Source organism: Nonomuraea sediminis (assembly GCF_018531495.1).
GTDB lineage: Bacteria > Actinomycetota > Actinomycetes > Streptosporangiales > Streptosporangiaceae > Nonomuraea > Nonomuraea sediminis.
Map to the genome: position 1 here is coordinate 296,585 of NZ_JAHDTI010000014.1, position 26,123 is coordinate 322,707.

Here is a 26,123-nt window from a genome sequence, read left to right on the forward strand (position 1 = left end):
AGAGAGCCGACGGCAAGCCCGTCGGCTCTCCTTTCTGCCCCGAGCTCCGGAGGAAAGGGAAATGTTTATCAGCAGGCGCGTTGCTTGCCGCTGACATCAAAAATAAACATCGACCTGGGGAAATATCTCACGGGGTGACAGAAACGTTCGTCAGGCCCTGGTCGTGTGATCAGGGAGCGGATCCGGGAAGTCCGAGGGTGCGGTGGACCATCTGGTGCATGTGCCTGCGGAAGCGCTTCAGTACGCGAGGGTCGTCAGGAGCGCGCCGCTCGCCGCTCTTGTCGAACACCCCGCTCTGCACGAAGCTGTGGATGCACCAGATCACCGAGTTGATCGTGTAGTCCACGTCCACGTCATCCGCGGTGACGAGCGGGGTGATGGAGTCGATGACGAACTGGGCCAGGGGCTGGACGTACCGTGGCTCCAGTTCGGTGACGTCGCTGGCGTCGGAGAGCCACCGGTGCATCCACAGCGCCGGGACCTCGGGATGCTCGACGCAGAAGTCGATGTAGTCGTCGATGAGCCGGTGCAGGGCGACGATCTTCTGGTCGGGCGGAGCGGACCACAGGTCCTTGACCGCCTTCTCCATGACGGCCGCGTGATCCACGTGGGCCCGCTCCATGACCGCGAGATAGAGCTCGCGCTTGCTGCCGACGTGATAGTTGATGGTGGCGATGTTGAGTCCCGCCGCCTCCGCGATCTGCCTGGTCGAGGTGCCGTCGTAGCCAAGGGCGGCGAACAGCCTGGTCGCGACCTGGAGGATCATCTCCCGCTGGCCGCTTTCACCTGTACTCATGAAGGGGACCGTAAATACCCCAAATCGCCCAGTCAATCGTTTGATTGACAAAAACTGACCAAGTAAGTGCAAGGTTGGTTAAAGTGGTCTATATCGCCCAATATCATTCAGCGGGGCCCGTCAGGACTCGGGCTCGCCGAACGTCTGGCGGTGCAGGCGTTCCAGGGCGATGACCACCGCGCCGCGCACCACGGGGTCGCCCGCCACGGTGCCGACGGCGACCTGGGTGGGCAGCGGGGTTTCGCGCTGGAGCCGCTCCTCCACCCTGGCGGCCAGCGGTGCGCCCGCCGCCCTGCCGATCTCTCCTGCCAGGACCACGAAGCCGGGGTCGAGGACGGCGCAGACTCCCATCGCCGCGATCGCGACCCGGTCCGCGAGCGCGTCCAGGAAGTCGGGTGTGGCCCGCCGTACGGCTGAAACGGCGTCGTCGGCGGGCAGGCCGTACTGACGGGCGAGCTCGCGTACGGCGGGGCCACCGACGAGACGCTGCAGCGTGCTGCCGCCGAGAGTGGTGGGCACGTGGGCGATCTCACCGGCGCCGCCGGACCTGCCGCGGTGCAGGCGGCCGTCCAGGATCACCGCCACGCCGATGCCCTCGCCGAGCGACAGCAGCGCGAACGTGTCGTGCCCGCGGGCCGCGCCCAGCCGCTGCTCGGCCAGGCCGATCAGGTTGACCTCGTTCTCCACGAGGACGGGTACGTCGCCGAGCCGGTCGCGCAGGCCCGGCAGCAGGTTGGCGTGCCAGGTGGGCAGCGCGAAGATGAAGGCCACGTCGCCGGTGACCGGATCGACCACGCCGAGTGTGCCGATGACGACGCCGTCCAGGCGGGCGACCTTGGCGTCGGCCAGCGCGGCGGCGATGGTGTCGTACACGAGCTTGTCGGGCGCCGCGTGCCGATCCTGGGGAAGCGCGGCGGCGCCGACCTGGCGTCCTGTGAGGTCGTTGACCGTGGCGAGCACCTGGTCGGGGCGGACCTCCACGCCCGCCACGTGCGCCCGGTCGGCGACGACGCCGTAGAGCAGCGCGTTCGGGCCACGCCGCCGGGTCTGCGACTGGCCGACCTGAGAGATCAGGCCCTGCTCCTCCATGCGGTCGACCAGGTCGCCGACCGTCGCCCTGGACAGGCCGGTGCGCTGTTGCAGTTCCGCTCTGGACAGGGGGCCGTGGGCCAGCAGCAGGTCGTACGCCGTCCTGTCGTTGATCAGACGCGCGGTGTGCGGGGAGGCGGTGCGGGGCATGGCGATTGTTTATCACAGCCTCTTTTTTTCTGGATACCATCCTGTTAATTTGCGACGTATGCCCCTGTCGCTGTTCTTCCTCCTGGACGGCGTCGTCATCGCCACCTGGGTGGTGCGCATCCCCTCGGTCAAGGACCATCTGGGTGTCACCACGGGCGGGCTCGGCGTCGCGCTCATGTGCATGTCTGTCGGCACAGTGCTGGCCATGACCGTGAGCGGGCGCCTGTGCGTGCGGTACGGCACGCGGCCTGTCATCCTCGTCGCCCTCGCGCTGGTCGGCCTGATGCTGCCGGTGGTCGCGCTCGCGGACACGATGGCGGCGCTGTGCATGATGCTCGCGGTGACCGGGCTCTGCTACGGCGCCCTCAACATCGGGCTGAACAGCGCGGCCGTCGAGGTCGAGAAGGCCACGCAGCGGCCGGTCATGTCGGTGCTGCACGGCTTGTGGAGCGCGGGCGGCCTGGCCGGGGCGCTGCTCGGCGGCCTCGTCGCTGCCCGGCTGACCACCTGGCAGCACTTCCTGCTGGTGTCCGCCCTCGCGCTCGGCTGCACCGCCGCGTTCGCCAGGCCGCTGCTGCGCGGCAGGGTCCCCGCGGTGATCGCCACGCAGGGCGGGCGGGGGTCGTTCGGCCTGGGCGTGGCGCTGTGCGGGGTGCTGGCCGTGTGCACGGCGTTCGGCGAGGGGGCGGTGGCCGACTGGAGCGTGCTGCACCTGCGCGACTCCCTGCACGCCGGGGCGAGCCTGGCCGCCTACGGCTTCTCCGCGTACTCGGTGGCGGTCGCTCTGGCCCGGCTGGCGGGCAGCCGCCTGGTGCGGCGCTACGGCCAGACCGCCGTCCTGGTGATCGGTGCCCTGCTGGCGGCGGGCGGCGTCCTCACCGCGTCGTGGACGGGCTCCGTGGCGGTGGCCTTCGGCGGGTTCGTCGCGGTCGGCGTGGGGCTGGCCAACGTGTTCCCGCTGGCCATCGCGCAGGCGGGGGCGCTCGGCGGCCCGGCGGGCGTGGGTCTGGCCGCCGGCATCGGGCACGCGGGGATGCTGGGCGGGCCGCCGCTGATCGGGTTCCTCGCCGACCACGTCGGGCTGCCGGGCGCGCTCACGACCGTGGCGGTCTCCTCGGGCGCCGTGGTGCCTCTCACGCTCTATCTCCGTACCAGAAGCTCACGAAAGGTAGTGGCATGACCGATCCCTATCGCACCCTGCTGCCCGCTCCCCGCCACGCGGCGAGCGCCGAGGGGACCTTCACGCTCGGCAGCGTGCACGGTGATCCTGCCCTGGTCGAGGCGGTGCGACTGCTGCTCGGCCCGCTGCCCGCGGCCTCCGGGCCCGAGGGCGCGCTGTCTGTGCGCCTGGGGGCGGGCGCGCCGGAGTCCTACCGGCTGCGGATCTCCGGCGACGGGGCCGAGATCATCGGTGCGGATCTTGCGGGCGTACGGCATGCCGTACAGACACTGAAGCAGTTGCTCGGCCCGGACGCGTATCGAGCCGCCTGGCGCCCGGGTGGCGTGGTGCCGTGTGGCGAGGTCGAGGACGAGCCCGCGCTGAGCTGGCGTGGCGGCATGCTGGACATCGCCCGACATTTCATGAACAAGCGCACTTTGCTGCGCTATGTCGACCTGCTCGCCATGCATCGCATGAATCGCCTCCACCTGCACCTCACCGACGACCAGGGCTGGCGCATCGAGAGCAGGAAATATCCGGAGATCAACGAGCTGGCCACGCACCGCCGCGAAACCCTGGTCGGCCGTGAGCGTGCCGAGCCCGCCTTCGACGGCACGCCGCACGGCGGCTACTACACCCTCGACGACCTGGCCGAGGTCTCTGCCTACGCCGCCGAGCGAGGGATCACCATAGTCCCCGAGATCGACCTGCCCGGGCACGCCTCCGCGTTGCTGACCGCCTTCCCCGAGCTAGGCACCGGCGCCGACGAGGTGCTGCGCGGCTGGGGCATCTCGGCCGGCGTGCTCAAGCCGATCCCCGCCGCGGTCAAGCTGGTGTGCGAGCTCATCGACGAGTTGCTCACCGCCATCGACACCCCGTACGTGCATCTGGGCGGCGACGAGTGCGTGACCAAGGACTGGCCGGGCGATCCCGAGGTGGCCGCGCACATGGCGGCCATCGGCGCCGAGCGGCCCGGCGAGCTGCACGGCTGGTTCCTGCGCGAGGTCGGCACGTATCTCGCCGGGCGCGGCAAGCGCATGGTGGTCTGGGACGAGGCGTTCCAGACCGGAGGCGTGCTGGCCGACACGATCGTGATGTGCTGGCGTGGCGACGCCATCTCCCGGCAGGCGGCCGCCGCGGGGCACGACGTGGTGCGCGCGCCGGTCTACCCCACCTACCTCGACTACGACCAGTCGGACCTGCCCGAGGAGCCGCTGTCCATCGGCGGGCCGATCACCTTGGAGGACTCGGCCTCGTTCGCGCCGCTGCCCGAGTCGTGGACGGATCAGGAGCGGGCCAGGGTGCTCGGCGGGCAGTTCCAGGCGTGGAGCGAGTACATTCCGCACGAGCGGCACCTGGACTACATGGTGTTCCCGCGCGCCTGCGCCATCGCGGAAACGGTGTGGTCCGGCGCGCCGGCCGACTACCCGTCCCTGGTCGAGCGGCTGCGCGATGGGCACCTGGCCAGGCTGGACGCGGCCGGATGCGAGTACCGGCCGCTGGAAGGTCCGCGCCCCTGGCAGGGGGGCGGCACCGGACGGCGCGCCCACGCCGAGACGAACCGCACGACCAGGGAGCGCTGGCTGGAATGGGCCGCACAGCTGCCTGACTCCGGCGTGGTCGCCACGGCCACCACCCACGACGGCTGACGCCTACGAGCCGGAGGCACTAGGAAGGACCGCCTACCGCGGGCGTGGGCGGGTCCTCCCGGCGGAGGAGCGGTCCGGCCTGTCGGCCGCCGGGCCCGGCTCATGGGCGGAGGCGGGAGATCGCCGTCAGGCAGGAGTCGGCCGGACCGCAGCGTCACTAGCGTCGAGACATGCGATCTGATCTTGGCGCCTTCCTGAAAGCGGCTGTGCGCAGACCCTTGGTGATCGGCGCGTTCGCCCCCACTTCGGAACCGCTGGCCGCGCAACTGGTCGAGGTGGTGCCGAAGCGGGGAGCGCCGACCGTGCTGGAGCTGGGGCCGGGGACCGGCGCCATCAGCGGGCTGATCAGATCGCGGCTACCGGCCCGAGCGCGGTTCGTGGCGGTGGAGACCGACCGCGCGATGGTCGACCATCTGGCGCAGACCCGTCCGTGGTTGGAGGTGCTCCACATGGACGCCGCCGACCTGGGTTCGCGCATCGGCGAGGGCGAGGTGGACGCCGTGGTGAGCGCGCTGCCGTGGACGCTCATCCCGGAACGGGCCCAGGGGCGCATCCTGGAGGCGGTCTCGCGGGTCCTGGCGCCCGGCGGCAGTTTCACCACGATCGCCTACCTGACCGGCACCCGTCTCGGCCCGGGCAGGCGGTTCCGCGGGCGGCTGGGCGCGGCCTTCGACGAGGTGCTCACGACCAGGACCATCTGGCGCAATCTGCCGCCCGCGCGCACGTACGTCTGCCGACGCCCGATCGTGGCCGCGCCGCCCGGGCGGGGAGCCGTGAGCGGACCGGCAAGGTAGGCTCATTCCTGACGGAAATTTCAGTCAGGGGGAATGTTGTGCGGATATCGCGACGTCAGACGCTCCAAGCCGCGGTCTTGGCGGCTTTCGGAGGCGCGCTGAGCGCCTGCGGCTCGTCCTCGACGGCGAGCGGGGTGACGACCGCCGTGGAGAAGAGCGGGTGGCTGATGCCCGAAGAGACGCATCCGCACCAGCTGACCTTCATGGCGTGGCCGACCGAGCTGATCTGGAAGTCCGACATCGCGGGGGTACGCGATGACATCGCCGGCATCGCCCGCGCGATCGCCGACTTCGAACCGGTGGTGCTGCTCGCCAATCCCCAGGACGTCAAGGCCGCGCGGCGCGCCTGCGGCTCTCAGGTCGAGGTCGTGCCGATGCCGGTCGACGACCTGTGGATGCGCGACAGCGGGCCGACCTTCGTGCTCGGCGGGAAGAACATCGCCGGGGTCGACTTCAACTTCAACGGCTGGGGCGGCAAGCAGGTGCACTCCCGCGACAAGGACGTCGCCCGCGAGATCCTGGCCATGGAACACGTCACCAGGATCAAGGCGCCGATCGTCGCCGAAGGCGGCTCGATCGAGGTCGACGGCGTGGGCACGCTCATGGCGACCGAAAGCTCCCTGATCAACGACAACCGCAACCCCGGCAAGACCCGCGCCGACATCGAACGGGGACTGAGGGAAACCCTCGGCGCGACCACCTTCATCTGGGTCAAAGGCGTCAAGGGCAAGGACATCACCGACTACCACATCGACGCGCTGGCCCGCTTCTCCGAACCCGGCGTCGTGGTGATCAGCACCCCGCCGGAGGATGCCCCCCAGGACGTCTGGACCGCGGCCTACGACCAGGCGCGCAAGGTGATGAAGACGGCCGTGGACGCCCGCGGCAAGCGGCTCGAACTGGTCGAGCTGCCGGAACCGGTGGACATCGGCCGCCGCGGCGAGGGCTTCCTGGCCACCTACGTGAACTACTACGTGGTCAACGACGGGGTCGTCCTGCCCCGGTTCGGCGACAAGAGGGCCGACAAGGATGCCGCCGCCATCATCCGCGAGCTCTACCCCGGGCGCGAGGTCGTGCAGGTGCCCGTCGACACGCTCGGCGAGGGCGGCGGCGGCATCCACTGCTCGACCCAGCAGATGCCCAAGCGGGACTGAGGAACCGGGCTCCTACGGGATCTATACGGCGCCTATACGGACGCTGATCACCCTGAGCGCGTTGTCCGATTCGCGTTCAGTGGAGGCTGACGGTGTTCAAGCGATTAACGCGGCGTGCCGCGTTACCGTCCGTCGTCGTCCTGGCGCTGGTGTCCTGGGCGCTCGTACCGAACCAGGCCGGCGCGACGACGATCCCGATCAAGACCCAGGCGCCGGCCCCGGCCGGCTGCCCCGACGAGATGCCCACCCAGATCGCCGCTGAGCTCGCCGCCAAGGTGTGCGGCAAGCGAATCAAGACGGCCGCCATGACCACGCAGACCGACGAGTACTACGTCAACCCCGACGGCACCATGACGCTGGAGCACCGCTACCGGCCGGTGCGCGTCAAGCGCGGGGCGGAGTGGGTCCCCGCCGACGCGACGCTGGCGGTCAGCGCCGACGGCTCGGTCGCTCCCAAGGCCGCCGCGGCGACCTACCGCTTCTCCGGCGGCGGCGAGGGCCCGATGGTCACCGCCGAGGCCAAGGGAACCCAGGTCAGCCTGGGCTCGCCGGTCGGGGCGCTGCCCAAGCCGGTGCTGGACGGCTCCCGCGCCACCTACCCCGACGTGATCCCCGGGGTGGACCTGGTGCTCACCGCCGACGTGGACGGCTTCGCCGAGCACCTGGTGGTCAAGAACCGCCAGGCCGCCGCGGACCCGCGCCTGGCCGAGCTGGCCTTCCCCGCCCAGGCCAAGAAGGGCGTGCTGAAGGCCGACAAGCACGGCAACGTGCAGGTGGTCGACGGCGACGGCGACCCGGTGTTCACCGGCGCGGCGCCCGAGATGTGGGACGCCGCGGAAGAGGCCGCGACCCTCAGGAACACCGGCGTCCCCGGCAGGCGCGCCAGGATGGGGATCAAGCTGTCCGGCGGCAAGCTCAAGGTCACCCCGGACGCGGCGCTGCTGACGAATCCCAGCACCGTCTATCCGGTGACGATCGACCCGAGCTTCACCGCGGCCCGCTCCAGCTGGACCTACGTCGACTCGGCCTACCCGAGCAGCACGTACTACAACTCCTCCAACGACGCCACCGCCGGCACCTCCAACTCCGGCGGCTACAAGCGGCGCTCGTTCTTCAACATGGGCCTGTCGGGCATGGGCACCGGCAAGCACATCGTCTCGGCCACCTTCCAGATCTACGAGACCTGGGCATGGTCCTGCTCGGCCAGGAACGTCGGGCTGTACAGGACCGCGGCGATCACCTCCTCGACCAACTGGAGCAACCAGCCCGCCTCCAACCTGACCATCGGCTCCAAGAACGTGGCCTACGGCTGGTCCTCCAGCGGCAGCGGCGGCCCGTCGAGCTGCCCGTCCAGCTGGGTCGGCTGGGACGTGGCCAGCGCGCTGCAGGACATCATGAACGCCGGCGGCACGTCGATCACGTTCAAGGTCCAGGCCGGCAGCGAGACCGACAACTACTACTGGAAGCGCTTCGACAACAACCCCCACATCTCCATCACCTACAACACGGTCCCGGCCACGCCCACGAGCCTGGCGCTGGCCCCCTGCTCGACCTGCACCAACCCGGCCACCACGAACGCCACCCAGCCGACGCTGTCGGCCAAGGTGAGCGACGCCGACGGGCAGGCGCTCCGCGCCGATTTCGAGATCTGGACCTCCGACCACGTCACCAAGCTGAGCGGCGGCTCGGTCTCCGGCGTCGCCTCCGGCGGCACCGGCTCGTGGAAGGCGGCCTCGGCGCTGGCCAACGGCACCTACGGCTGGCGGGTGCGCTCCTACGACGGCACCGACTACAGCGCCTGGTCGGGCTGGTTCGGCTTCACCGTGAACGCCACTCCCCCGGCCGCCCCCGCGGTCTCCTCCACCGACTACCCGGAGGGCGACTGGGCCAAGGGCGCCGGCCAGGCGGGCCAGTTCACCATCACGCCCTCCGGCTCCGGTGTGGCGGCCGTGCTGTGGGCCTTCGACGGCGGCGCCCAGCAGTCGGCGGCGACCACCGGCTCGCCGTACACGCTGAGCTGGACGCCGACCGCGGACGGCCCGCACACGCTGCAGGCGTGGGTGCGCAACACCGCGGGCAGCGTGTCGGCGGCGACCGCGTACACCTTCAACGCCGGCACGTCGGCGGTGACCTCGCCGACGGACGGGCAGACCACGGCCCGCCGCACGGTGCTGTCGGCCAGTGGCAGCCCGGGGCTGACCGCGGTCACCTTCGCCTACCGGCGCGGCGAGGCCGACACCTGGCATCAGGTGCCCGCCGCGGACGTGCGCAAGCGCTCGGACGGCTCGGCCGTCACCTGGCCGGTGACCATGAGCTCGGGCCTCTCGCCCGACCTGGTGTGGGACACCACGCACACGCTGGCCGAGGACGGGGTCATCCAGGTGCGCGCGGAGTTCACCACCTCCTCGGGCACGGCGGCCTCGCGCAGCGTGGACCTGGTGGTGGACCGCGACGCCGAGGGCGCGACCACCCAGCCGGTCGGTCCCGGCTCGGTCAACATGCTCACCGGCGACTTCAGGATGGCGGCCACCGACGCCAACGTGTTCGGGGTCGGGCTCATGCGCTCGTTCTCCTCGCGCGACCCGCGCCGGGGTTCCTCCCTGCAGGGCGTGGCGGCCATCTTCGGCAGCGAGTGGACCCCGAACGGCCTGGCCCAAGCGGGGCAGGGCACGTTCGTGCAGCTCCACGCCACCTCGGCCACCTCGATCGAGCTGACCGGTGAGGACACCTCGGTGGCCTTCACCAAGAACGCCGACGGCTCCTTCACCGCGCAGCCGGACGCGACCAACATGAAGCTGACCTACGACGCGGCAGCCGACCGCTACACGCTGACCGACTCCAACTCCGCCGAGCGGACGGTCTTCGCCAAGGTGGACCCGTCGGCCACGGCCTACCTGGTCCGCGCGGTGTACCCGTCGATCGGCCAGGGCAGCACCGTGTTCGTGTGGGAGCCCGTCACCGGCACCTCGCTGGCCAGGCCCATCAAGATCATCGCACCGACGTGGGCGGTCGCCGCGCAGTCCGACTGCGACGTCGACACCCTGGCCGCGCTGCCCAAGGGCTGCCGGCTGATCAAGATCGACTACGCCACCACGACCACCGCGGGCGCCCAGCTGGGTGACGTGGCCGGGCAGGTCAAGACCATCAGCCTCTGGGAGGGCGGGACGAGCGCGCCGCAGGGCCTGTCGGAGTATCTCTACGACGACCTGGGCCGGCTCCGCGAGACCTGGAACCCGAACGCACCCACCGTCAAGACCCGCTACGACTACGACCTCAACGGGCGGGTCAACCGCTACTCCCCGCCCGGCGAGCTGCCGTGGACGCTGACGTACGGCAAGGCCGGCAACCCCGACATCGCCTCCGACGGGATGCTGCTCACCGCCTCCAGGCCGACGCTGCGGCCCGGTACGCCGAGCGAGACCAACGGCACCGCCACCACCTCGGTCGTCTACGACGTGCCGATCAGCGGCGCGGGCACGCCGTACCCGCTGGACCCGGCGACGGCCGCCACCTGGGGCCAGAACGATCCCCCGGTCGACGCGACCGCCGTCTTCCCCGCCGACCAGGTGCCCGCCAACCACACCGGGCGCGGCGGGCTGGCCGCCTCCGACTACGGCCGGGCCACGATCACCTACCTGAACGCCTCCGGCCAGGTGGTCAACCGGGCCGAGCCGGGCGGCGCCGTCTCCACCAGCCAGTACGACGGGCAGGGCAACACCGTGCTGACCCTGTCGCCGGGCAACCGGGCTCTCGCACTCGGGCAGGGCGCCACCGCCGCCGCCGACCTGGCCCAGCTCGGACTGCTCAACACCACGACCGCCGAGCGGGCGCGGCTGCTGTCGGAGCAGAGCGAGTTCAGCGCCGACGGGCAGCGCACGCTGGCCGAGTACGGATCCCTCCACCTGGTCAGGCTGGACGGCGCGACGGTCGCGGCCAGGAAGCACACCGTCAACGCCTACGACGAGGGCAGGCCGAGCGACGCCAAGGTCGCCAACCTCGTCACCACCGTCACGGTCGGCGCCTGGGTGCAGGGCCGGTCCACCGACGGCGACCAGCGGGCCAGTAAGACCTACTACGACTGGAACAGCGGCAAGAAGGTCAAGACCGTCGACGATCCCGGCGGGCTGGCCATCACCAAGACCACCACCTACGACACCGAGGGCCGGGTGATCGCCACCACCTCGCCCAAGGGCACCGACACGGGCACCCAGACCAACGAGTACTACACGGCCGACGGCACCGGCACCTGCGGCGCCAAGCCGGAGTGGGCGGGGCTGCTGTGCCGTACCAAGGCCAAGTCCACGATCACCGACGGCGGGACGAACCCCACCGAGCTGGTCAGCAAGGTCTACACCTACGAGGCGGGCGGGCGCGTCACCGGCGTGGCCGAGAACGCCAACGGCGTCACCAGGACCACCACGACCTCCTACAACCCGGCGGGCGAGATCGTGAAGACCACCGTCACCGGCGGGGTCGGTACGGCGGTGCCCGAGGTGACCACCACCTACGACGCGGCCGGCCACGTGGTGCAGACCGCGGCCACCGGCGGCGCCACCATCACCAGGACCTACGACGTGCTGGGCCGCCAGATGTCCTACACCGACTCCGACGGCGGCACGACCAGCGTGGAGTACGACGCCCTCGACCGCATCACCAAGAAGACCGACGGCGCGCCGTCCACCGTGACCTACGGCTACGACGCCACCACCGGCCTGCTCACCACGCTGACCGACTCGGTCGCGGGCACCTTCACCGCCACCTACACCCCGGACGGGTCACTCATCAAGGAGACCATGCCCGGCGGGATCAGCTACGGCGTCACCAGGGACCCGTTGGGGGCGCCGACCTGGCGCGGCTACCAGAACGCCGCCGGGGTCAAGCTCCTGGACGACTCGGTGACCTGGTCGATCCACGGCCAGCAGCTCACCCACAACGGCCTGTCCAGCCAGGTGTTCGGCTACGACAAGCTGGGGCGGCTGACCGGGGTCGACGACACCGTGAACGGGACCTGCGCGCGCCGCGGCTACGGCTACGACGCCGACTCCAACAGGACCTCGCTCACCAGGAGCGGCTGCGACGGCTCCGGCGCGGTCACCGAGAACCACGCCTACGACGGCGGGGACCGGCTGGCCGACTCCGGATACACCTACGACGCCTACGGGCGCACCACCGCCACGCCCGCCGGGCTGACGGTCGACTACTACAACACCGACCTGGTCAAGTCCATCACCTCGGGCTCGCTGCGGCAGTCCTACACCCTGGACCCGCAGCTGCGCCGCAACACCACCACGGTGGAGCAGCTTCCCGGCGGGGTCGTCGGCCAGCGCGTCGAGCACTTCGACGCCGACGACGACACTCCCGCCTGGATCGTCGAGGGCGGGACGGTCACCAGGAACGTCCACTCGATCTCCGGCGGCCTGGCGGCCGTCACCTCGGCGACCGGGGACGTCCGCCTGCAGCTGACCAACCTGCACGACGACATCAACGTGGTGTACAACCTCGCCGACGGGGTCCCGCTGGCGCTGGACTTCGACGAGTTCGGCAACCCGCGGCCCGGCCAGCCCACCACCCGGTACGGCTGGCACGGCGCGGCCGAGCGCGCCTCGGACACCCCCGACGGCTCCATCCTCATGGGCGTGCGGCTCTACCAGCCCAAGCTGGGACGGTTCCTGCAGACCGACCCGGTGGCCGGCGGCAGCGCCAACGCCTACGACTACGCCAACCAGGCACCGACCTCCAACGCGGACCTGGACGGCAAGAAGTGGTACTGGTGCACGAACTTCTGGCACTTCGCCTTCTACCACTGCGGGATCAACTACGTCTGGTACCACAGCGCCTGGCGCTACGTGTACTGGGTGAAGACCCCCGCCGGCTGGTGGGTCCGCGGCGTGTTCTACGACTACTGCACCAGCTCGCCCGACAAACCGTTCGGCTACGACTTCCGTGCGGCGTGCATGATGCACGACTACGGATACGCCCTGCGCGGGATGGGTTACATCTCCAGCAGGCACCAGGCGGACGACGTCTTCTACTACGTCCTGTACTACGGCGTCTGCCCGCACTACTTCTTCAAGTCCTTCTGCAGGGGGATCGCCTACAAGTACTACCTGGCCGTCTGGTACTTCGGCTGACCTGGACACCGGCGGGCACCCGCCCGCCGGTGTTCCCACGGCATGTCTTGACGGGAGTCAAACCATCATGCACATTGAAGCGAATTTGATCTTCTTTGTGCAGGGGACGCGATGGAGTACGCCGTCTTAGGCCCGCTTCAAGTCTCAGCCGATACCCGGCAGCTCCCGCTGGGTGCAGGAAAGCCACGCGCCCTGCTCGCAGAGCTCATCTGCCGAGCAGGGCGCGCCGTCTCCCCCGCCGAACTCATCGAGGCGCTGTGGGGCCGCCGACCGCCCCGCACCGCCACCGACAACCTCCGCCTCTACGTCCACCAGTTGCGCAGGACGCTGGGCCGCGACCGGATCATCCGCACCAGCGCCGGCTACGTCCTGGTCGTCGAGCCGGGCGAGCTGGACGCCGCCCGCTTCGAATCCCTTGCCGAGCAGGGCGGCACGGCACTGGCCGCCGGGGACCACGAGCGGGCGGCCGCGCTGCTCAGGCAGGCGCTCGCGCTCTGGCGCGGCCCCGCCTACGCCGGGCTCGACCTCACCCAGGGATTGCGCGACCACGCCCACCGGCTGGAGGAGGAACGCCTGGCCACGCTGGAGAACCGGATCGAGGCCGACCTCGCCCGCGGCCGGCACGCCGCCCTCATCGCCGAACTCAGCCACCTGGTGGCCGAGCACCCGCTGCGCGAGCGGCCCCGCACCCAGCTCATGCTGGCCCTGGCCCGATCGGGACGGCAGGCCGAGGCGCTGGCCACCTACCAGGACGCCCGCCGGGTCTTCGCGGCCGAGCTGGGACTCGATCCCGGCGCCGAGCTGCGTCACCTGCACCAGGCCATCCTGACCGGCACTCTGCCCGCCGACACCGCCACTGTCCCCGCCGCCGAATCCGCCCCGGCCCAGCTGCCGGCCGACATCTCCGACTTCACCGGGCGCACCGAGGAGCTCGCCGAGCTCGTGGACCAGCTCGCCGTCGACCCTCCGCCCGGGCCCGGCCCGGTGCGCGTGTGCGTGATCACCGGGATGGGCGGGGTGGGCAAGACCACTCTTGCCGTCCACGCCGCCCACCGGATCGCCTCCCACTACCCCGACGGCCAGCTCCACGCGAATCTGCACGGCGCCGAGGCCACGCCCGCCGACCCATCCCAGGTGCTGGCCGCCTTCCTGACCGCGCTCGGGGTGCCGCGCTCGACGCTGCCCGAGACGGCCGAGGAGCGGGCCGCGTTCTTCCGCAGCCGGCTGGCCGAGCGGCGGATGCTCGTGGTGCTCGACAACGCCGCCTCCGAGCAGCAGGTGCGCCCGCTGCTGCCGGGCACGGGCGGCTGCGCCGTACTGGTCACCAGCAGGGCGCGGCTGGCCGGGCTGTCGGGGGCGGCGCTGATCGAGCTGTCGGTGCTGCCGCGCGGGCAGGCCGTGCAGCTGCTGTCCAGGATCGCGGGCTCCGAGCGGGTGCGCGCCGAGCCGGAGGCGGCGGCCGAGATCGTGCGGCTGAGCGACCACATCCCGCTGGCCGTACGGGTGGCCGGCGCGCGGCTGGCGGCACGGCCGCACTGGTCGCTGAGCCGGCTGGCCGGGCAGCTCACCGACGAGCGGCGGCGGCTCGACCAGTTCAGCGCGGGCGACCTCGCGGTGCGGGCCAGCCTGGCGCTCAGCTACGTGGGGCTGGACCACCGGGCGCGCCGGGCCTTCCGGCTGCTCGGCACGCTGGACGTGCCCGACTTCGCCGGGTGGGTGGCCGCCGCGCTGCTCGACCTGCCGGTGGCGGCCGGCGAGGAGCTGGTCGAGGCGCTGGTGGACGCCCAGCTGGTGCTGATCGCGGGCGTGGACCCGGCCGGGCAGCTCCGCTACCGCTTCCACGACCTGGTGCGCCTGTACGCCCGCGAGCTCGGCGGCACCGAAGACGACCCCCACGCGACGACCCAGGCCCTGAGCAGGGTCTTCGGGGCGTGGCTCGCGCTGGCCGAGCTCGCCACCGCGAAGCTGCCCGGCACCACCTCGGCCATCATCCACGGGCCTGCTCCCCGCTGGGACTCCCCCGACGGCGCCGCGTGGAAGTACCCCGCCGAGCGTGACCCGATCGCCTGGTTCGACGCCGAGCGCGCCGCCCTGATCGCCGCGATCCGTCAGGCGTGCGCGCTCGGCCTGAGCGCGCTCGCCTGGGACGCGGCCTGCTGCGTGGAACGTTACTTCGACGTCTGCGGACTGTTCGACGACTGGCGCTCGCTGCACGAGCGCGTCCTCGACGCCTGTCTCGCGGCAGGCGACCGGCTGGGCGAGGCGGTGGTACGGCGGGGCCTCATGCACGCCACCACGTGGATGGAGTCGGGCGGCGAGGCGATGGCCGCCCAGTACGACGGCGCGGGCCGGCTGATCGAGATGTTCGCCGAGCTCGGCGAGCAGCGCGGGCTGTGCGACGCCTACGTGCTGCGCGCCTGGGGCCAGGCGGCCAGGGGCGAGATGGCGCAGGGCCTGGAGTCGGGGCGGACCGCGCTGAGCCTGGCCGAGGAGACCGGGCACCTGGGCGGGCAGGCCAGGGCGCACGTCTGCATGGCGGTCGCGTACGGCACGCGGCGCATCAACATGGCGATCGAGCACCTGCTGCTCGGGCTGGAGCTGGCAGAGAAGCTGGGCAACCCGCGCTTCGAGGCCACCACGCTGCAGTTCCTGGGGCTGGCGCACGGGCATGCCAGGGAGTTCGAGGCGGGGCTGGAGTACATGGTGCGTGCGCTGGCCATCTACCGGCAGATCCGCGATCCGCTCCTGGAGGCCATGGGGCTGGTGGCACTGGCCAGGCTCTACGCCGTGCACCACGACCCGCGGGCCCGGGCGGCCGCCGAGGCGGCCGAGGCGCTCAGCCGCTCCCACCGGCTGGCCCACCACCGGGCCGACGCGCTGTGGGTGCTGGGCGAGGTGGACCTGGCCGAGGGGCGGATCGAGGAGGCGGTGAGCCACCTGGAGGAGTCGGTGCGGCTGTGGCGGACGCGGGGCTGGACGGAGTTCCTGGCCGGGGCGCTGGGGAGCCTCGCGGAGGCGTACGCGGCGGCCGGGGATCAGACAGCGGCGGAGCGGGCACGCCGGGAGGGGGCGGCGCTTTCTCCCTAGGTCAAGCTAAGTAGCCTGTCGTTTTAAGGAGTTTCATGCCTCTTTCTGGTGTTTTTTGGGCTTTTGCCATAGTGGTGGCCGGGGCCGGGCTGCTGCTGCTCTGCCTGGCCACCGGCTCCGACGTGGCCCCCGACGCCGCGCGCGAGGTCTTCGACTCACCATTCCTGATCCCCTCGTTCCTGTTCCTGGCCGGGCTGGCGGGCCTGGCAGGCTGGCAGGCGCCGCGGATGGGACTCCTGTACGGCGTGCTCGCCGCCGCCCCATTCCTCGTCCACTTCGCCGCCGGGGTCATCAGGAACCGAGGTGACCAGGGGCTGTGGCCGATCGGCCTCATGTACCTCATCGGTCTCACCGTGCTACCGGTAGCCGCCGCCCTGGCCACCTCCCTCATCGCCCGAACCCGCCACTGACCGCCGGCATGACCTCGTGGACCGCCTTGAGGACAAGATCGGGCTGGAATCGCTGCACGTAGTGCTCGGTTGTCGTGGCCACCACCAGGCGGCCACGGGCCGACAGCGCCGCAAGGCGCCTGGCCTGCTCGACAGCGTCGGCAGGCTGGCCACCCGGGACGATGACCACCACGGGCAGATTGCCCAGCGCCCCGGGACCGGCCGTCGCGCGGACCTGAGCGGCGCTGTCGACCGCGGCCCAGGCCTCAGCCCGCGCGGCAGCCATGCTCCTGGAGCCGTAGACGACAAGAGCCTGAGCACGAGCCGCCGTGGTGGCTTCGGCCGGCACCAAGGCATCGCTCCATAGCCTCAGCAGGCCGACGCGCACGAGGAACTGATCGACGGTGAACTGCAGGGCGAGCAGCGGCCGGGAGATCTGGAGGGCAGTGACAGCGCTCTCGTCGGTGACGTCGATCAGCACGAGGCCGACGGTCAGGGTCGGCCATCGGTGGGCGAAGACGCGGACGATGTTGCCGCCATAGGAATGCCCGACCAGGACGTACGGTCCACCCTCTCCGGCGTTGGCCAGCAGCGTGCGCAATTCCCCGGCTTCGCGCTCGGCTGTGCGCGGCGACGGGCCGTCCTGGCTCCAGGCATATCCGGCCCGGTCATAGGAGCAAACACGATTGCCGCCGGAAAGCCCGCGCTGGATCCCTTCCCAGCTCGCGCTCGACTCCGCCAATCCTGCTTCCAGAACCACCGTGGGAGCCCCGCTCCCCGTGCAATACACGTGCAGTTGATGGTCACCCACACTGACCAGCCGCCCTGGCACGGGAAAGCGTTCGGCGTCATTCCGCCCGGCCACGGACTCGTAGCCGAATCCCACGCCAGACAGCACGACGATCAGGCCCAAGCTCCAGGCGGCAACCCGCCGCCACCACCGCCGCCTTGGAGCGGCTCGTGCTTCAGTCGTCACACGTTGAATCTAGGAACCCGATCCGCCCGTTTCCTCCTCCCCGATACCGAGTCCACCCTGGGAGCAGGGTCCCTCGACGCCGCTGTCCCTCCCTCAAGAGGAGTGCGCATATCTCGGGTCGCCCCTGACTTCGCAGCGAACTCACAGAAAACCGTCAGCGCCCGCCTGGCCGTCGATAGCCATCTGACCAGCAAAAACATCAATGAGTACTTGACGGTCGTCATGATCCATGTCTAGATCGATGTCGCCCGACAACGACGGGAGCCGTGCATGAGGTGGAACCGCCAGCGACTCGTCAAGCTCGCCGCGATCTTCGCCGGAGCGGCGCTCCTCGGCACCGCCGCCGCACTCGTCGACGACGCCCGCTCGGACACCACCCTCGGCACCCTCGCCATCCCCGACGAACCAGCGGTCACCGCCATGCGGCCCGCCATCCTCCGGCCCCACCCCACCACGGCGACGATCGTCCACCTGGCCGCCTCCACCGGCGCGATTTCCATGACGAGAACACAGACACGCCACCATCCCAAGTCACCTCATGGGAAAGGCCGCACAAAACACCACCGCAAAAGCCCACACCACGGCCACCACAAGAAATGAACCAGTGCGGCGCCGGTCGGTCAGCGGTTGAGGTAGGCGAGTACGGCCAGGACGCGGCGGTTGTCGTCCTCGGACTCCGGCAGCTGGAGCTTGCCGAAGATGCTCGCGATGTGTTTGGTGACCGCGCTGGCGGAGATCGTGAGCTGATGAGCTATCGCCGCGTTGGAGCGCCCCGCGGCGATCAGGCTCAGCACCTCGCGTTCGCGGGGGCTCAGTTCGCCTGTACGGCCGCGCGCGTCCCCTCGGGTCAGCAGTCTGGCGACGACCTGCGGATCCATCGCCGTGCCACCACGGGCCACCGATGCGACCGCGTCGATGAACTGCTCGGTGTTGGACACCCTGTCCTTCAGCAGATAGCCGACCGCCCCGGCTCCGTCCGCGAGCAGTTCGCGGGCGTAGAGCTGCTCCACGTACTGCGACAGCACCAGCACCGGGAAGCCGGGCCGTTCGCGGCGCACCTGGATCGCGGCCTGCAAGCCCTCGTCGGTGAACGACGGCGGCAGCCGTACGTCGACGACCGCCACGTCGGGCCGCTCCTCGGCCAACGCCTTGCGCAGGGACGGGCCGTTGTCGACGGCGGCCACGACCGTGAAGCCGTGCTCGATGAGCATGCGGACCAGCGCGTCCCGGATGAGGAACAGGTCCTCGGCGACGACTACTCGGACCTGATCGCGCACGGCACCTCCAGACGCACCCGAGTAGGTCCGCCGGGCGGGCTGTCGACGGCGATCGTTCCGTCGAAGACGGCCAGCCGGCTCCGGATGCCACGCAGCCCGGTGCCGTTGTCCGGATCGACGCCACCGCCGCCGTCGTCGACGACCTCGCAGCTGAGCACGCCGTGTCGGTAGTGGAGCGTGATGCGTACCAGCGCCGCACCCGCGTGTTTGCTCGTGTTGGCGAGCAGTTCGTTGACGGCGAAGTAGACGGCCGACTCGACCGGTGGCGCCGGCCGTCCGGTCAGATCGGATGACACCTCGACATCGAGCAGGCAGTCCAGCGCCAGGGCGCGGATGGCGTCGGCGAGGCCCCGGTCGGCCAGGACCGGCGGATGGACGCCCCGCACCAGGTCACGCAGCTCGTCCAAGGCCTTCGACGACGCCTCCCGCGCCGTGACCAGCAGGGCGCGGGCCGCCTCCGGATCCTCGTCGAACAGCCGCTCGGCATTGCCGAGCCCCATGCCCAGCGCGACCAGCCGTGCCTGCGCGCCGTCGTGCAGGTCGCGTTCGATCCGGCGCAGTTCTGAGGCCTGCGCGTCGGCACTGTCCGCGCGCGTCTCCACCAACGTCTCGACCCGTTGCTCCAACTCGGTCGTCCGCGACGGCCCGAGCAGCCCGCGCGTCCACCGGGCGCGCACCTGCAGCACCTTCGGCCCGATGTACAGGCCGAGCGCGATCAACGCGAGCCCGACCGGGATCGCCGCCAGCGCGCCGGCCGTCGAGGTCACGTGGATGACGCCGTAGGAGTTGGTGCCGCCGGCCCGGGCGTTGGCCTGCCACACGAACGGCTGCACCGCCGCGCCGTACAACCCGTAGAGCGGCATGCCGAGCGCCAACGCGGCCGCCCACGTGCCGATGATCGGGTCGAGGACCGCCCAGAGCACGTCCCGCCAGGTCGCACGTTCCTTCAGCAGGGCGACCGCATCCGTCTGGGGACCGTAGGGGCGTTCGATGTCCACGCCGAGCCGGCCTGCCAGCCGCCGGGCCGCGTTCGCGACCGTACGCAGCAGCGACACCGCCGGCGGGAACACGTACCGGCCGACGCCGACCACCATCAGTGCCGCGCTCAGCACGACCAGGACGGCGGCGCCGATGCCCGCGACCGACAGGCCGATCATGGCCAGCGCGCGCACCGGTGCCGCAAGCCTAGCCCTCATCCGTTTGTCTCCCCGTTCCGCGCTGCTGGCATCATCGCATTCTCACCCCGAAAGCCCATGGTCAGCCCTGATGCCCGATTCGTCGCAGTACGGCCAGCGCCGCCAGCCCGGCGACGCCCGCGACGCAGAGCCACGCGAACAGGTCGCCGACCAGGCCGTAGACCGTCCAGGTGCCTCGCGTCGGCACGGACACGACCATGCTCTGCTGCGCGGTGCTGAAGTAGTTCGTCCTGGCCAGGCTCGCACCGTAGGCGTCGACGGTGATCGCGATGCCGTTGCTGGTCTGCCGGACGAGGGCATATCCGTTCTCGACGGCGCGGAACACCGCGTTCGCCGCGTGCGTCCGCTCGATGCCCTTCCAGTCGTTGGCGGGAACGAACATGATGTCGGCGCGGGTGCGTAGCGTGCTGGGGAAATCGGCGTCGAAGCAGATGACGTTGGCCAGGCCGCCGTACGGCGTCGCGGACACCGGCACGACTCCATCGCCAGGCCGCAGGCTTTCCATGCCGGGCACCGGATGCGCCTTGTCGAAGGTGGACAGCACCCGGCCGTCGGGTGCCACGAGCACGGCGATGTCGCGTGAGTGCGGCTGCCCGTCGAGGATGACGGCTATCCCCATGTCGAGATAGATCTGCTTCTCTCTGGCCAGGTCCTGGGCTTTCCGCAGGAATCCGGCGTAGTCCTCGTTGAGCACGACCGCGGCGGTCTCCGGCCACGCCACGATTTTCGCGCCGCCGTCGGCCTCGATCCGGGTGTGGGCGAACAGGTCGTCGTTGAGCACCGCGAACGCCTTGCGCAACGTCGGCTTCTGCTCGGGCAGGACCTGCGGCGTGTGGAAGTTGTTGATCTGTCGCATCCGGTTCTCTGCCGTGAGCGACGCGCTGATGCCGGCGACGCGCACCAGACTCGGCGCCGTCGGCGCCATGGCCAGCCGTAGGCCACCGCCGATGAGGACGAGAACGAGCACCGAGACGTACGCCAGCGTGAGGGTCCGGATCGACGGCCAGTCCAGCCGTCGTTCCAGCGCGACGTTGACGACCGGCGCGACCCACGCCATCAGAAAGCTGATCCCGTAGATGCCGGTGACGGACACCGTCTGGAGCAGCGGCAGGTTCGTCGACTGCGTCGCGGCCAGCGGCCCGAAGATCGTCCCGAGCGGGCTGATCGTCGCGACCAGGAATTCGACCGCCACCCGGGCCGCCGGGAAGACCAGTGTGGCCAGAAGAGGATTCAGCCGCCGGAAGAGCAGCCGGTCGAGCAGGAGCGGAGTACTCAGGATCAGGCTCAGCACCAGACAGCCGATCAGGATCGGCAGGACGTTGAGCTGGCCTGCGGCCGCGACGTACACGACCGTCGTCGCCGCCGACGACAGGAGGACGCACGCGAGTCCGGCGAGCACACCGGAGCTTCGGGTGAAGCGCATCAGGCCGATGGAGAACAGCCAGCCGGCGATCGGAATCGACCATTCGCTGTTCGTGCCGAACAGCCCGATGGCTATTCCAGCCGCCAACCACGCGTATTTCCGCCAACCGGTGGCGAAGTGTGTGTTTGCCATGCATTGGAGCCTCCTGGATCACGCGGCGGCCGCCATTGCGGTTGGCTCTCCACTCACCCTGTAGTTATCTCCACCTCCCGCACCTGCGGTGTGGTGCCGCGTGGCCTCTGGTCTCAAAGCCGGAAGCTGCGGATCAGGTGGCTCCAGGATCGCCGTGCCCGGCGCGTCCAGCGGGCGAGGTTGTCCCGGGTGGCCAGGGTGTCGGGGTGGTCGGTGCCGAGGATGCGTTCCTCGATGGAGAGGAGGACGGCGAAGGCATCACGGGCCGCGGTCGCGTCACCTGCCGCTCCCGTCCACTGGGCGAGGTTGTGGCGTGCGGTCAGTGTGTCGGGGTGGTGGGCGCCCAGCACTCGTGCCATGTCAGGCAGGAGCGCGGCGAGTTGGTCGCGGGCGCCGGCCGTATCGCCCGCCCACCCCATCCAGTGGGCCAGGTACGCACGGGTGGTCAGGGTGTCGGGGTGGTCGGTGCCCAGCGTGCGGATCTCGGTGGAGAGGAGGACGGCGAAGACATCACGAGCCGCGACGGCGTCTCCGGCCTCCTCCGTCCAGTGGGCCAAGGTGGCGCGGGTCGTCAGCGTTTGGGGGTGGTGGGTGCCCAGCACTCGTGCCATGTCCGGCAGGAGCGCGGCGAGAGCATCGCGAGCGACGGCGGTATCTCCAACCGCCCCGTTCCAGTGGGCGAGATTGGCGCGGGTGGAGAGGGTGTCGGGGTGGTCGGTGCCCAGCATCTGTTCGCGGATGGGGAGGAGCGTGGTGAGAGCGTCGCGAGCCGCGGCGGCCTCTCCTGCTTCGCCTGTCCAGCGGGCGAGATTGTGGCGGGTGGTCAGGGTGTCGGGGTGGTGAGCGCCCAGCGCCTGCTCACGGATGGGGAGGAGTACGGCGAGAGCGTCGCGGGCCGCGGCGGCGTCCCCTGCTTCGCCTGTCCAGTGGGCCAGGTTGTGGCGGGTGGTCAGGGTGTCGGGGTGGTGGGCGCCCAGCACTCGTGCCATGTCAGGCAGGAGCGCGGCGAAGGCGTCGCGGGCGGCGGACGCGTCGCCTGCCTCACCTGTCCAGCGGGCGAGGTTGTGGCGGGTGGTCAGCGTGTTGGGGTGATCGGCGCCCAACACCCGCTCGCGGATAGGCAGCAGCGCGGCAAGGGCATCGCGGGCGACGGACGCGCCGCCCGCCTCACCTGTCCAGCGGGCGAGGTCGTCGCGGGTGGTCAGCGTATTGGGGTGATCGGCGCCCAGGACGGCTATGCGATGGCTGGTGATCTCCTTGTACAGGAGCGCAGCGGTGCGGTAGTCGCCGCTTTCGCCCAGGTAGGTCGCAGTACGTGCCAAGCTCTCCGAGTCCGGCGGCAGGACGGCACGGGCATGAGGCACGAGTTGCGCGAAGCGCGGCCAGTCGGGCACGGACTTCGGATCCTTGGGAACAGCACTTTCCAGCAGGTCGGCCGCGGTGCGGTGCCATCGGGTGCGTTCTCCCGGGGGCAGCTGGTCGACGGTGACGGCCTGGACGAGGCGGTGCAGGGAAGTCGTACCGTCGGCGGGTTGGCTGATGAGGCTGTAGCGGCGCAGCGCTGCCACCGCCGCGTTGACGGCCAGGTCACCGTACGGGAGCAGGGGTGAGGTCCGCGGAGCCGGCTGGGACAGGAGGAGCTGATAGGGGATGGCGTCCGGGGCGTAGCAGGCCAGTAACCGCAGCAGGGCGCTGGCATCTGGGGCGGTGTCGGCGAGGTGGGTGAAGGACAGGTGCCAGGTGGAGGCCACCCGCTCGCGATACCCCCAGGCCTGGCCCTCCGCCAGGGCGCTGACGCGCTGAGTGCGTAGCAGTTTCAGATAGGCGACCAGGCTGGTACCGGTTTCTGTCACATAGGCGCCGGCCTGCTCGAGCGCCAAGGGCAGCGCGCCCAACTCGGTCACGATCGCAGCAGCGGTTTCCGGGTCGTCATAGCCGGTGCGTTCCAGCAGGAACGCCATCGCCTGGTCCGGCTCGAGTACCGGCAGCTCAAGGCTCTGCTGAGCCGGCCAGGCGCTGGCTCGGCTGGTGATCAGCACATGACCATGGCCGGCGGGCGGCAACAGTGCCTGCACCGCAGCCGGATCAGGGACGTCGTCGAAGATCAGCAGCCACGGAGTGGTTCGCGCCGCCAGGACGGCGTGGAGTTTGTCGACCGGGTCGGCGGCATCGGCCAGTTCGTGCGGATCGAGCAAGGACGTGAGAGCGGCCAGCGCCGCCGAGGCGATCGCCAGGTCCTCGGCGGGTATCTGCCACACCAGGTCGTAGTCGGCCAGGTGCCGGTGAGCGTACTCGAGTACCAAGCTGGTCTTGCCCACCCCGCCCAGTCCGTGCACGGCCACCACCGCCGGCAGCGTCCTCGCCGCGGTCAGGCGATGCTGCAGTTCAGCCAGGACCTCCGTACGGCCCGCCAGGTGCGGCGGCCGGGACGCCAGCCGTACCGGACGCCCGACCTGATTCGGATGTGGCCCGTGATGGAGGTGGCCGAGGGAATCACCACCGCTGATCGCCGGCGATCGGGGACCTGTCGACACCGAGCCCGCAGGAGCGCCGGAACCGGAATCGGTGCGGACCTGGAACCACAGAGCGAGCCCGGCCACCAGCAGGCCGAGCATGCCCATCCCCATGCTGACCACGCTGGCCCGTTTGTCGAGTACATCCAGCAGCGCGTACGGCACGTGCAGCGGATCGATCAGGAAGCCGATCAGCCCACCGGCTGCGAGCACCAATGAGATCACGAGAACCAGACCCACCACTGCGCGCGGCCAACGCCGTCCACGCCGGGACGATCGGTCAGAAGGTGATCCCACCCCTTAAGCGTGACCGCTTCGTCACCCGCCATCAGGGCGCTGTCATGAACCTGTTATCTCACACGCGAGCACCGATCAAACAGGCTTTCGATCGCGCATGCGCGCGTTCACCCGCCGTGCAGGCTTTACCAGCATTCGCCGCGCCACGTCACGCTCTGCACCCACGCGCCGCCATTCGGCACCTCAGTATCGAGCAAGAAGCGCTCCTGGCTGCCGTTGTAGAAGTAGTGCAGACAGTCGCTGTGCCGAACACTACCCGTGTACCACACCACCTGAATATGGTCCTGCCCGGGGTCGGGGTTACCGTTGTTGACCAGGTAGCGGAAACGTTGGGCTCCCGACCAGTTTCCCTCTCTCTTGAGCACGACAGTAGAAGGATCCTCATAGGCGCACCAGTACCCGGCCGGGCAGTTCTGCACGCTGCCGCTCGCCGACGCAGGAGCCGCGGCCGAGATGACGGCGGCGGCCGACACGGCGGCCATGACAGCAGAGGTGAGGAGACGCATTCGAAGTCCTTTCGAGGCGAAGAATGCAGAGGATCCGGCGGTCGGGCTCGTCAACATTCACCGCGCCATGTCACCGATCTCAACCTGGCGATGCCCGGCTCGAACCGCCATTCGCCGGGGCCAGGGTTGTAGTGCAGGCAGCGGCTGTGCCATGAGCCGTTATAAACGTAAACGACCTGAATATGGTCCTGCCCGGGGTCATAGTTACCGTTGTTGATGATCCCGGTGAACTCGACGTCGCCTTGCCAGTCGCCTTCACTCACGGGGCCGGTGCCGTACCCCCAGTTGTAAGCGCACCAGAAGCCGGATTTGCAATACGGCAGATCGGGGCCCGCCTGTGCTGGTGCCGGGGAGACCATAAGGGCGGCTGCGGAGACGATTGCGGCAGCCACAACACTGCGAGGTTTCATGCATGCCCTTTCGCGCCCGTTCAATGATCACCATTCTGAAGGTTGACCAGGCGTGCCGTATTGAAGAAAAGGGACATGCTCGAGCCACCGGCACGCTCCTCACCCCTCGCCGCGAACGAAAGGACTTGTCACACTGGCGAATGCCCCCGTAGGGGACATATTGTCTGGATGTGACGCGAGCGGGGGACGTGATTCGCGATGCCGGGCTGTATGTTGCTCCTGAGGACCAGCCCGAGCCGGAACGCTGGCATTTCCCAACAACTCTGGTGACGCTCATTTTCAACCGGGATGAGCGTGCGATCGCGCTGGAGGGCCAGTCCACGCCGCAGGCGTGGGTGAGCGGGCCGCGTGAGCGCATGGTCTTGGCGACGGCCACCAGTTACGGAGCGTCCCTGGTCGCCGTCTCCGTGCCGCCGATGGTGGCCCGTCGCCTGTTCAGGGGAATCGGCATGCACGGGCTGACCGGTCAGCCCGTGATCGGGATCAGCGACCTGCTCGGGCGCGACACCAGCAAACTGACGGATGCCAGCCGTCGCGACGATTGGCGGCGGGCGGTACCCGAGGCGCTCGCCGGACTGCTGGCCGCACAACCCAGGCTGAACGGCGAAGCCACCGCCGAGCACGCATGGCGGACACTGTGTGCGAGCGGTGGTCGCTTACGCATCGAGGATCTGGCGCGCACCGTCGGATGGACACGTAGACACCTGGTCCGTCAGTTCACCGAACACATCGGCATGACGCCCAAACTGGCCGGCCGAATCCTCCGGATGAAGCAAGCCGTGGCCTTGCTGGACCGCGGCCGGCCGGGAAGCGCGGCGGCCGCGGAAGCCGGGTACAGCGATCACGCACACTTCATCCGGGAGACGCGGGCGCTCACCGGCCGTACGCCGACGGCCTGGCTGGGGCAGATTCACTGCCCGCTCCACGGCTGAACGGGCACGGGGCGACCTCTACTTGAAGCCCGGTCAGCCCCGTCCAGCGCGGTCAGGCATTTG

At 70.1% G+C, this 26,123-nt stretch carries 18 protein-coding genes; 9 read left to right on the plus strand and 9 right to left on the minus strand.

Annotated features, from left to right (window positions below):
• Positions 1-169: 169 nt before the first annotated feature.
• Positions 170-796 (minus strand): TetR/AcrR family transcriptional regulator, encoded by a 627-nt coding sequence (locus tag KIK09_RS59690; RefSeq protein WP_214325756.1) that lies wholly within the window; start codon positions 794-796, stop codon positions 170-172.
• Positions 797-916: 120 nt separating this feature from the next.
• Positions 917-2,035 carry an ROK family transcriptional regulator gene (locus KIK09_RS45440; protein WP_214325757.1) on the minus strand — a complete coding sequence of 373 codons (1,119 nt, stop codon included), beginning with the start codon at positions 2,033-2,035 and terminating at the stop codon, positions 917-919.
• A 58-nt stretch (positions 2,036-2,093) separates the two neighbouring features.
• On the opposite strand from KIK09_RS45440, the gene KIK09_RS45445 reads away from it, so the two are divergent.
• From KIK09_RS45445 to KIK09_RS45475, 7 genes are all read left to right on the plus strand, one after another.
• Positions 2,094-3,215 carry an MFS transporter gene (locus tag KIK09_RS45445; RefSeq protein WP_250574841.1) on the plus strand — a complete coding sequence of 374 codons (1,122 nt, stop codon included), beginning with the start codon at positions 2,094-2,096 and terminating at the stop codon, positions 3,213-3,215.
• The gene (locus KIK09_RS45450) at positions 3,212-4,843 is read left to right on the plus strand and encodes a beta-N-acetylhexosaminidase (protein WP_214325759.1); all 1,632 of its coding nucleotides are present in this window, start codon (positions 3,212-3,214) and stop codon (positions 4,841-4,843) included. Before KIK09_RS45445 ends, KIK09_RS45450 begins: the two co-directional genes overlap by 4 nt.
• Positions 4,844-5,013: 170 nt before the next feature.
• Complete coding sequence (locus tag KIK09_RS45455) at positions 5,014-5,637, plus strand: class I SAM-dependent methyltransferase (RefSeq protein WP_214325760.1); 624 nt, start codon at positions 5,014-5,016, stop codon at positions 5,635-5,637.
• Between the two features lie 77 nt (positions 5,638-5,714).
• Positions 5,715-6,791, plus strand: a complete 1,077-nt coding sequence (locus KIK09_RS45460; RefSeq protein ID WP_214325761.1) for an agmatine deiminase family protein — start codon at positions 5,715-5,717, stop codon at positions 6,789-6,791.
• 92 nt (positions 6,792-6,883) lie between these two features.
• Positions 6,884-12,922 (plus strand): phospholipase A2, encoded by a 6,039-nt coding sequence (locus KIK09_RS45465; protein ID WP_214325762.1) that lies wholly within the window; start codon positions 6,884-6,886, stop codon positions 12,920-12,922.
• Positions 12,923-13,033: 111 nt separating this feature from the next.
• Positions 13,034-16,009, plus strand: coding sequence for an AfsR/SARP family transcriptional regulator (locus tag KIK09_RS45470; protein ID WP_214325763.1), 2,976 nt, complete (start codon positions 13,034-13,036; stop codon positions 16,007-16,009).
• A 74-nt stretch (positions 16,010-16,083) separates the two neighbouring features.
• Positions 16,084-16,419 carry a hypothetical protein gene (locus KIK09_RS45475; RefSeq protein ID WP_214325764.1) on the plus strand — a complete coding sequence of 112 codons (336 nt, stop codon included), beginning with the start codon at positions 16,084-16,086 and terminating at the stop codon, positions 16,417-16,419.
• Here KIK09_RS45475 and KIK09_RS45480 read toward each other — a convergent pair.
• Positions 16,397-17,311, minus strand: a complete 915-nt coding sequence (locus tag KIK09_RS45480; RefSeq protein WP_214325765.1) for an alpha/beta fold hydrolase — start codon at positions 17,309-17,311, stop codon at positions 16,397-16,399. The two genes, KIK09_RS45475 and KIK09_RS45480, sit on opposite strands and share 23 nt — an antisense overlap.
• Before the next feature lie 333 nt (positions 17,312-17,644).
• On the opposite strand from KIK09_RS45480, the gene KIK09_RS45485 reads away from it, so the two are divergent.
• Positions 17,645-17,974 carry a hypothetical protein gene (locus KIK09_RS45485; protein ID WP_214325766.1) on the plus strand — a complete coding sequence of 110 codons (330 nt, stop codon included), beginning with the start codon at positions 17,645-17,647 and terminating at the stop codon, positions 17,972-17,974.
• Between the two features lie 20 nt (positions 17,975-17,994).
• On the opposite strand, the gene KIK09_RS45490 is transcribed toward KIK09_RS45485, so the two are convergent.
• The 6 genes from KIK09_RS45490 to KIK09_RS45515 form a co-directional block, all read right to left on the minus strand.
• Positions 17,995-18,585, minus strand: coding sequence for a LuxR C-terminal-related transcriptional regulator (locus KIK09_RS45490; protein ID WP_250574843.1), 591 nt, complete (start codon positions 18,583-18,585; stop codon positions 17,995-17,997).
• Positions 18,586-18,629: 44 nt separating this feature from the next.
• A complete protein-coding gene (locus tag KIK09_RS45495; protein WP_214325767.1) occupies positions 18,630-19,847 on the minus strand; it encodes a sensor histidine kinase in 1,218 nt (405 codons plus the stop codon).
• A gap of 61 nt (positions 19,848-19,908) precedes the next feature.
• Positions 19,909-21,402: a nitrilase-related carbon-nitrogen hydrolase gene (locus KIK09_RS45500; protein ID WP_214325768.1), complete on the minus strand. Its 1,494-nt coding sequence runs from the start codon at positions 21,400-21,402 to the stop codon at positions 19,909-19,911.
• 113 nt (positions 21,403-21,515) lie between these two features.
• On the minus strand, positions 21,516-24,128 hold the full coding sequence (gene fxsT / locus KIK09_RS45505; RefSeq protein ID WP_214325769.1) for an FxSxx-COOH system tetratricopeptide repeat protein: 2,613 nt from the start codon (positions 24,126-24,128) through the stop codon (positions 21,516-21,518).
• A 209-nt stretch (positions 24,129-24,337) separates the two neighbouring features.
• Positions 24,338-24,718: a hypothetical protein gene (locus tag KIK09_RS45510; protein ID WP_214325770.1), complete on the minus strand. Its 381-nt coding sequence runs from the start codon at positions 24,716-24,718 to the stop codon at positions 24,338-24,340.
• A 50-nt stretch (positions 24,719-24,768) separates the two neighbouring features.
• Positions 24,769-25,128 carry a hypothetical protein gene (locus tag KIK09_RS45515; RefSeq protein WP_214325771.1) on the minus strand — a complete coding sequence of 120 codons (360 nt, stop codon included), beginning with the start codon at positions 25,126-25,128 and terminating at the stop codon, positions 24,769-24,771.
• Positions 25,129-25,316: 188 nt separating this feature from the next.
• Here KIK09_RS45515 and KIK09_RS60345 point away from each other — a divergent pair, with 188 nt between their 5' ends.
• Positions 25,317-26,060: a helix-turn-helix domain-containing protein gene (locus KIK09_RS60345; protein WP_214325772.1), complete on the plus strand. Its 744-nt coding sequence runs from the start codon at positions 25,317-25,319 to the stop codon at positions 26,058-26,060.
• The last annotated feature ends 63 nt before the right edge of the window (positions 26,061-26,123 follow it).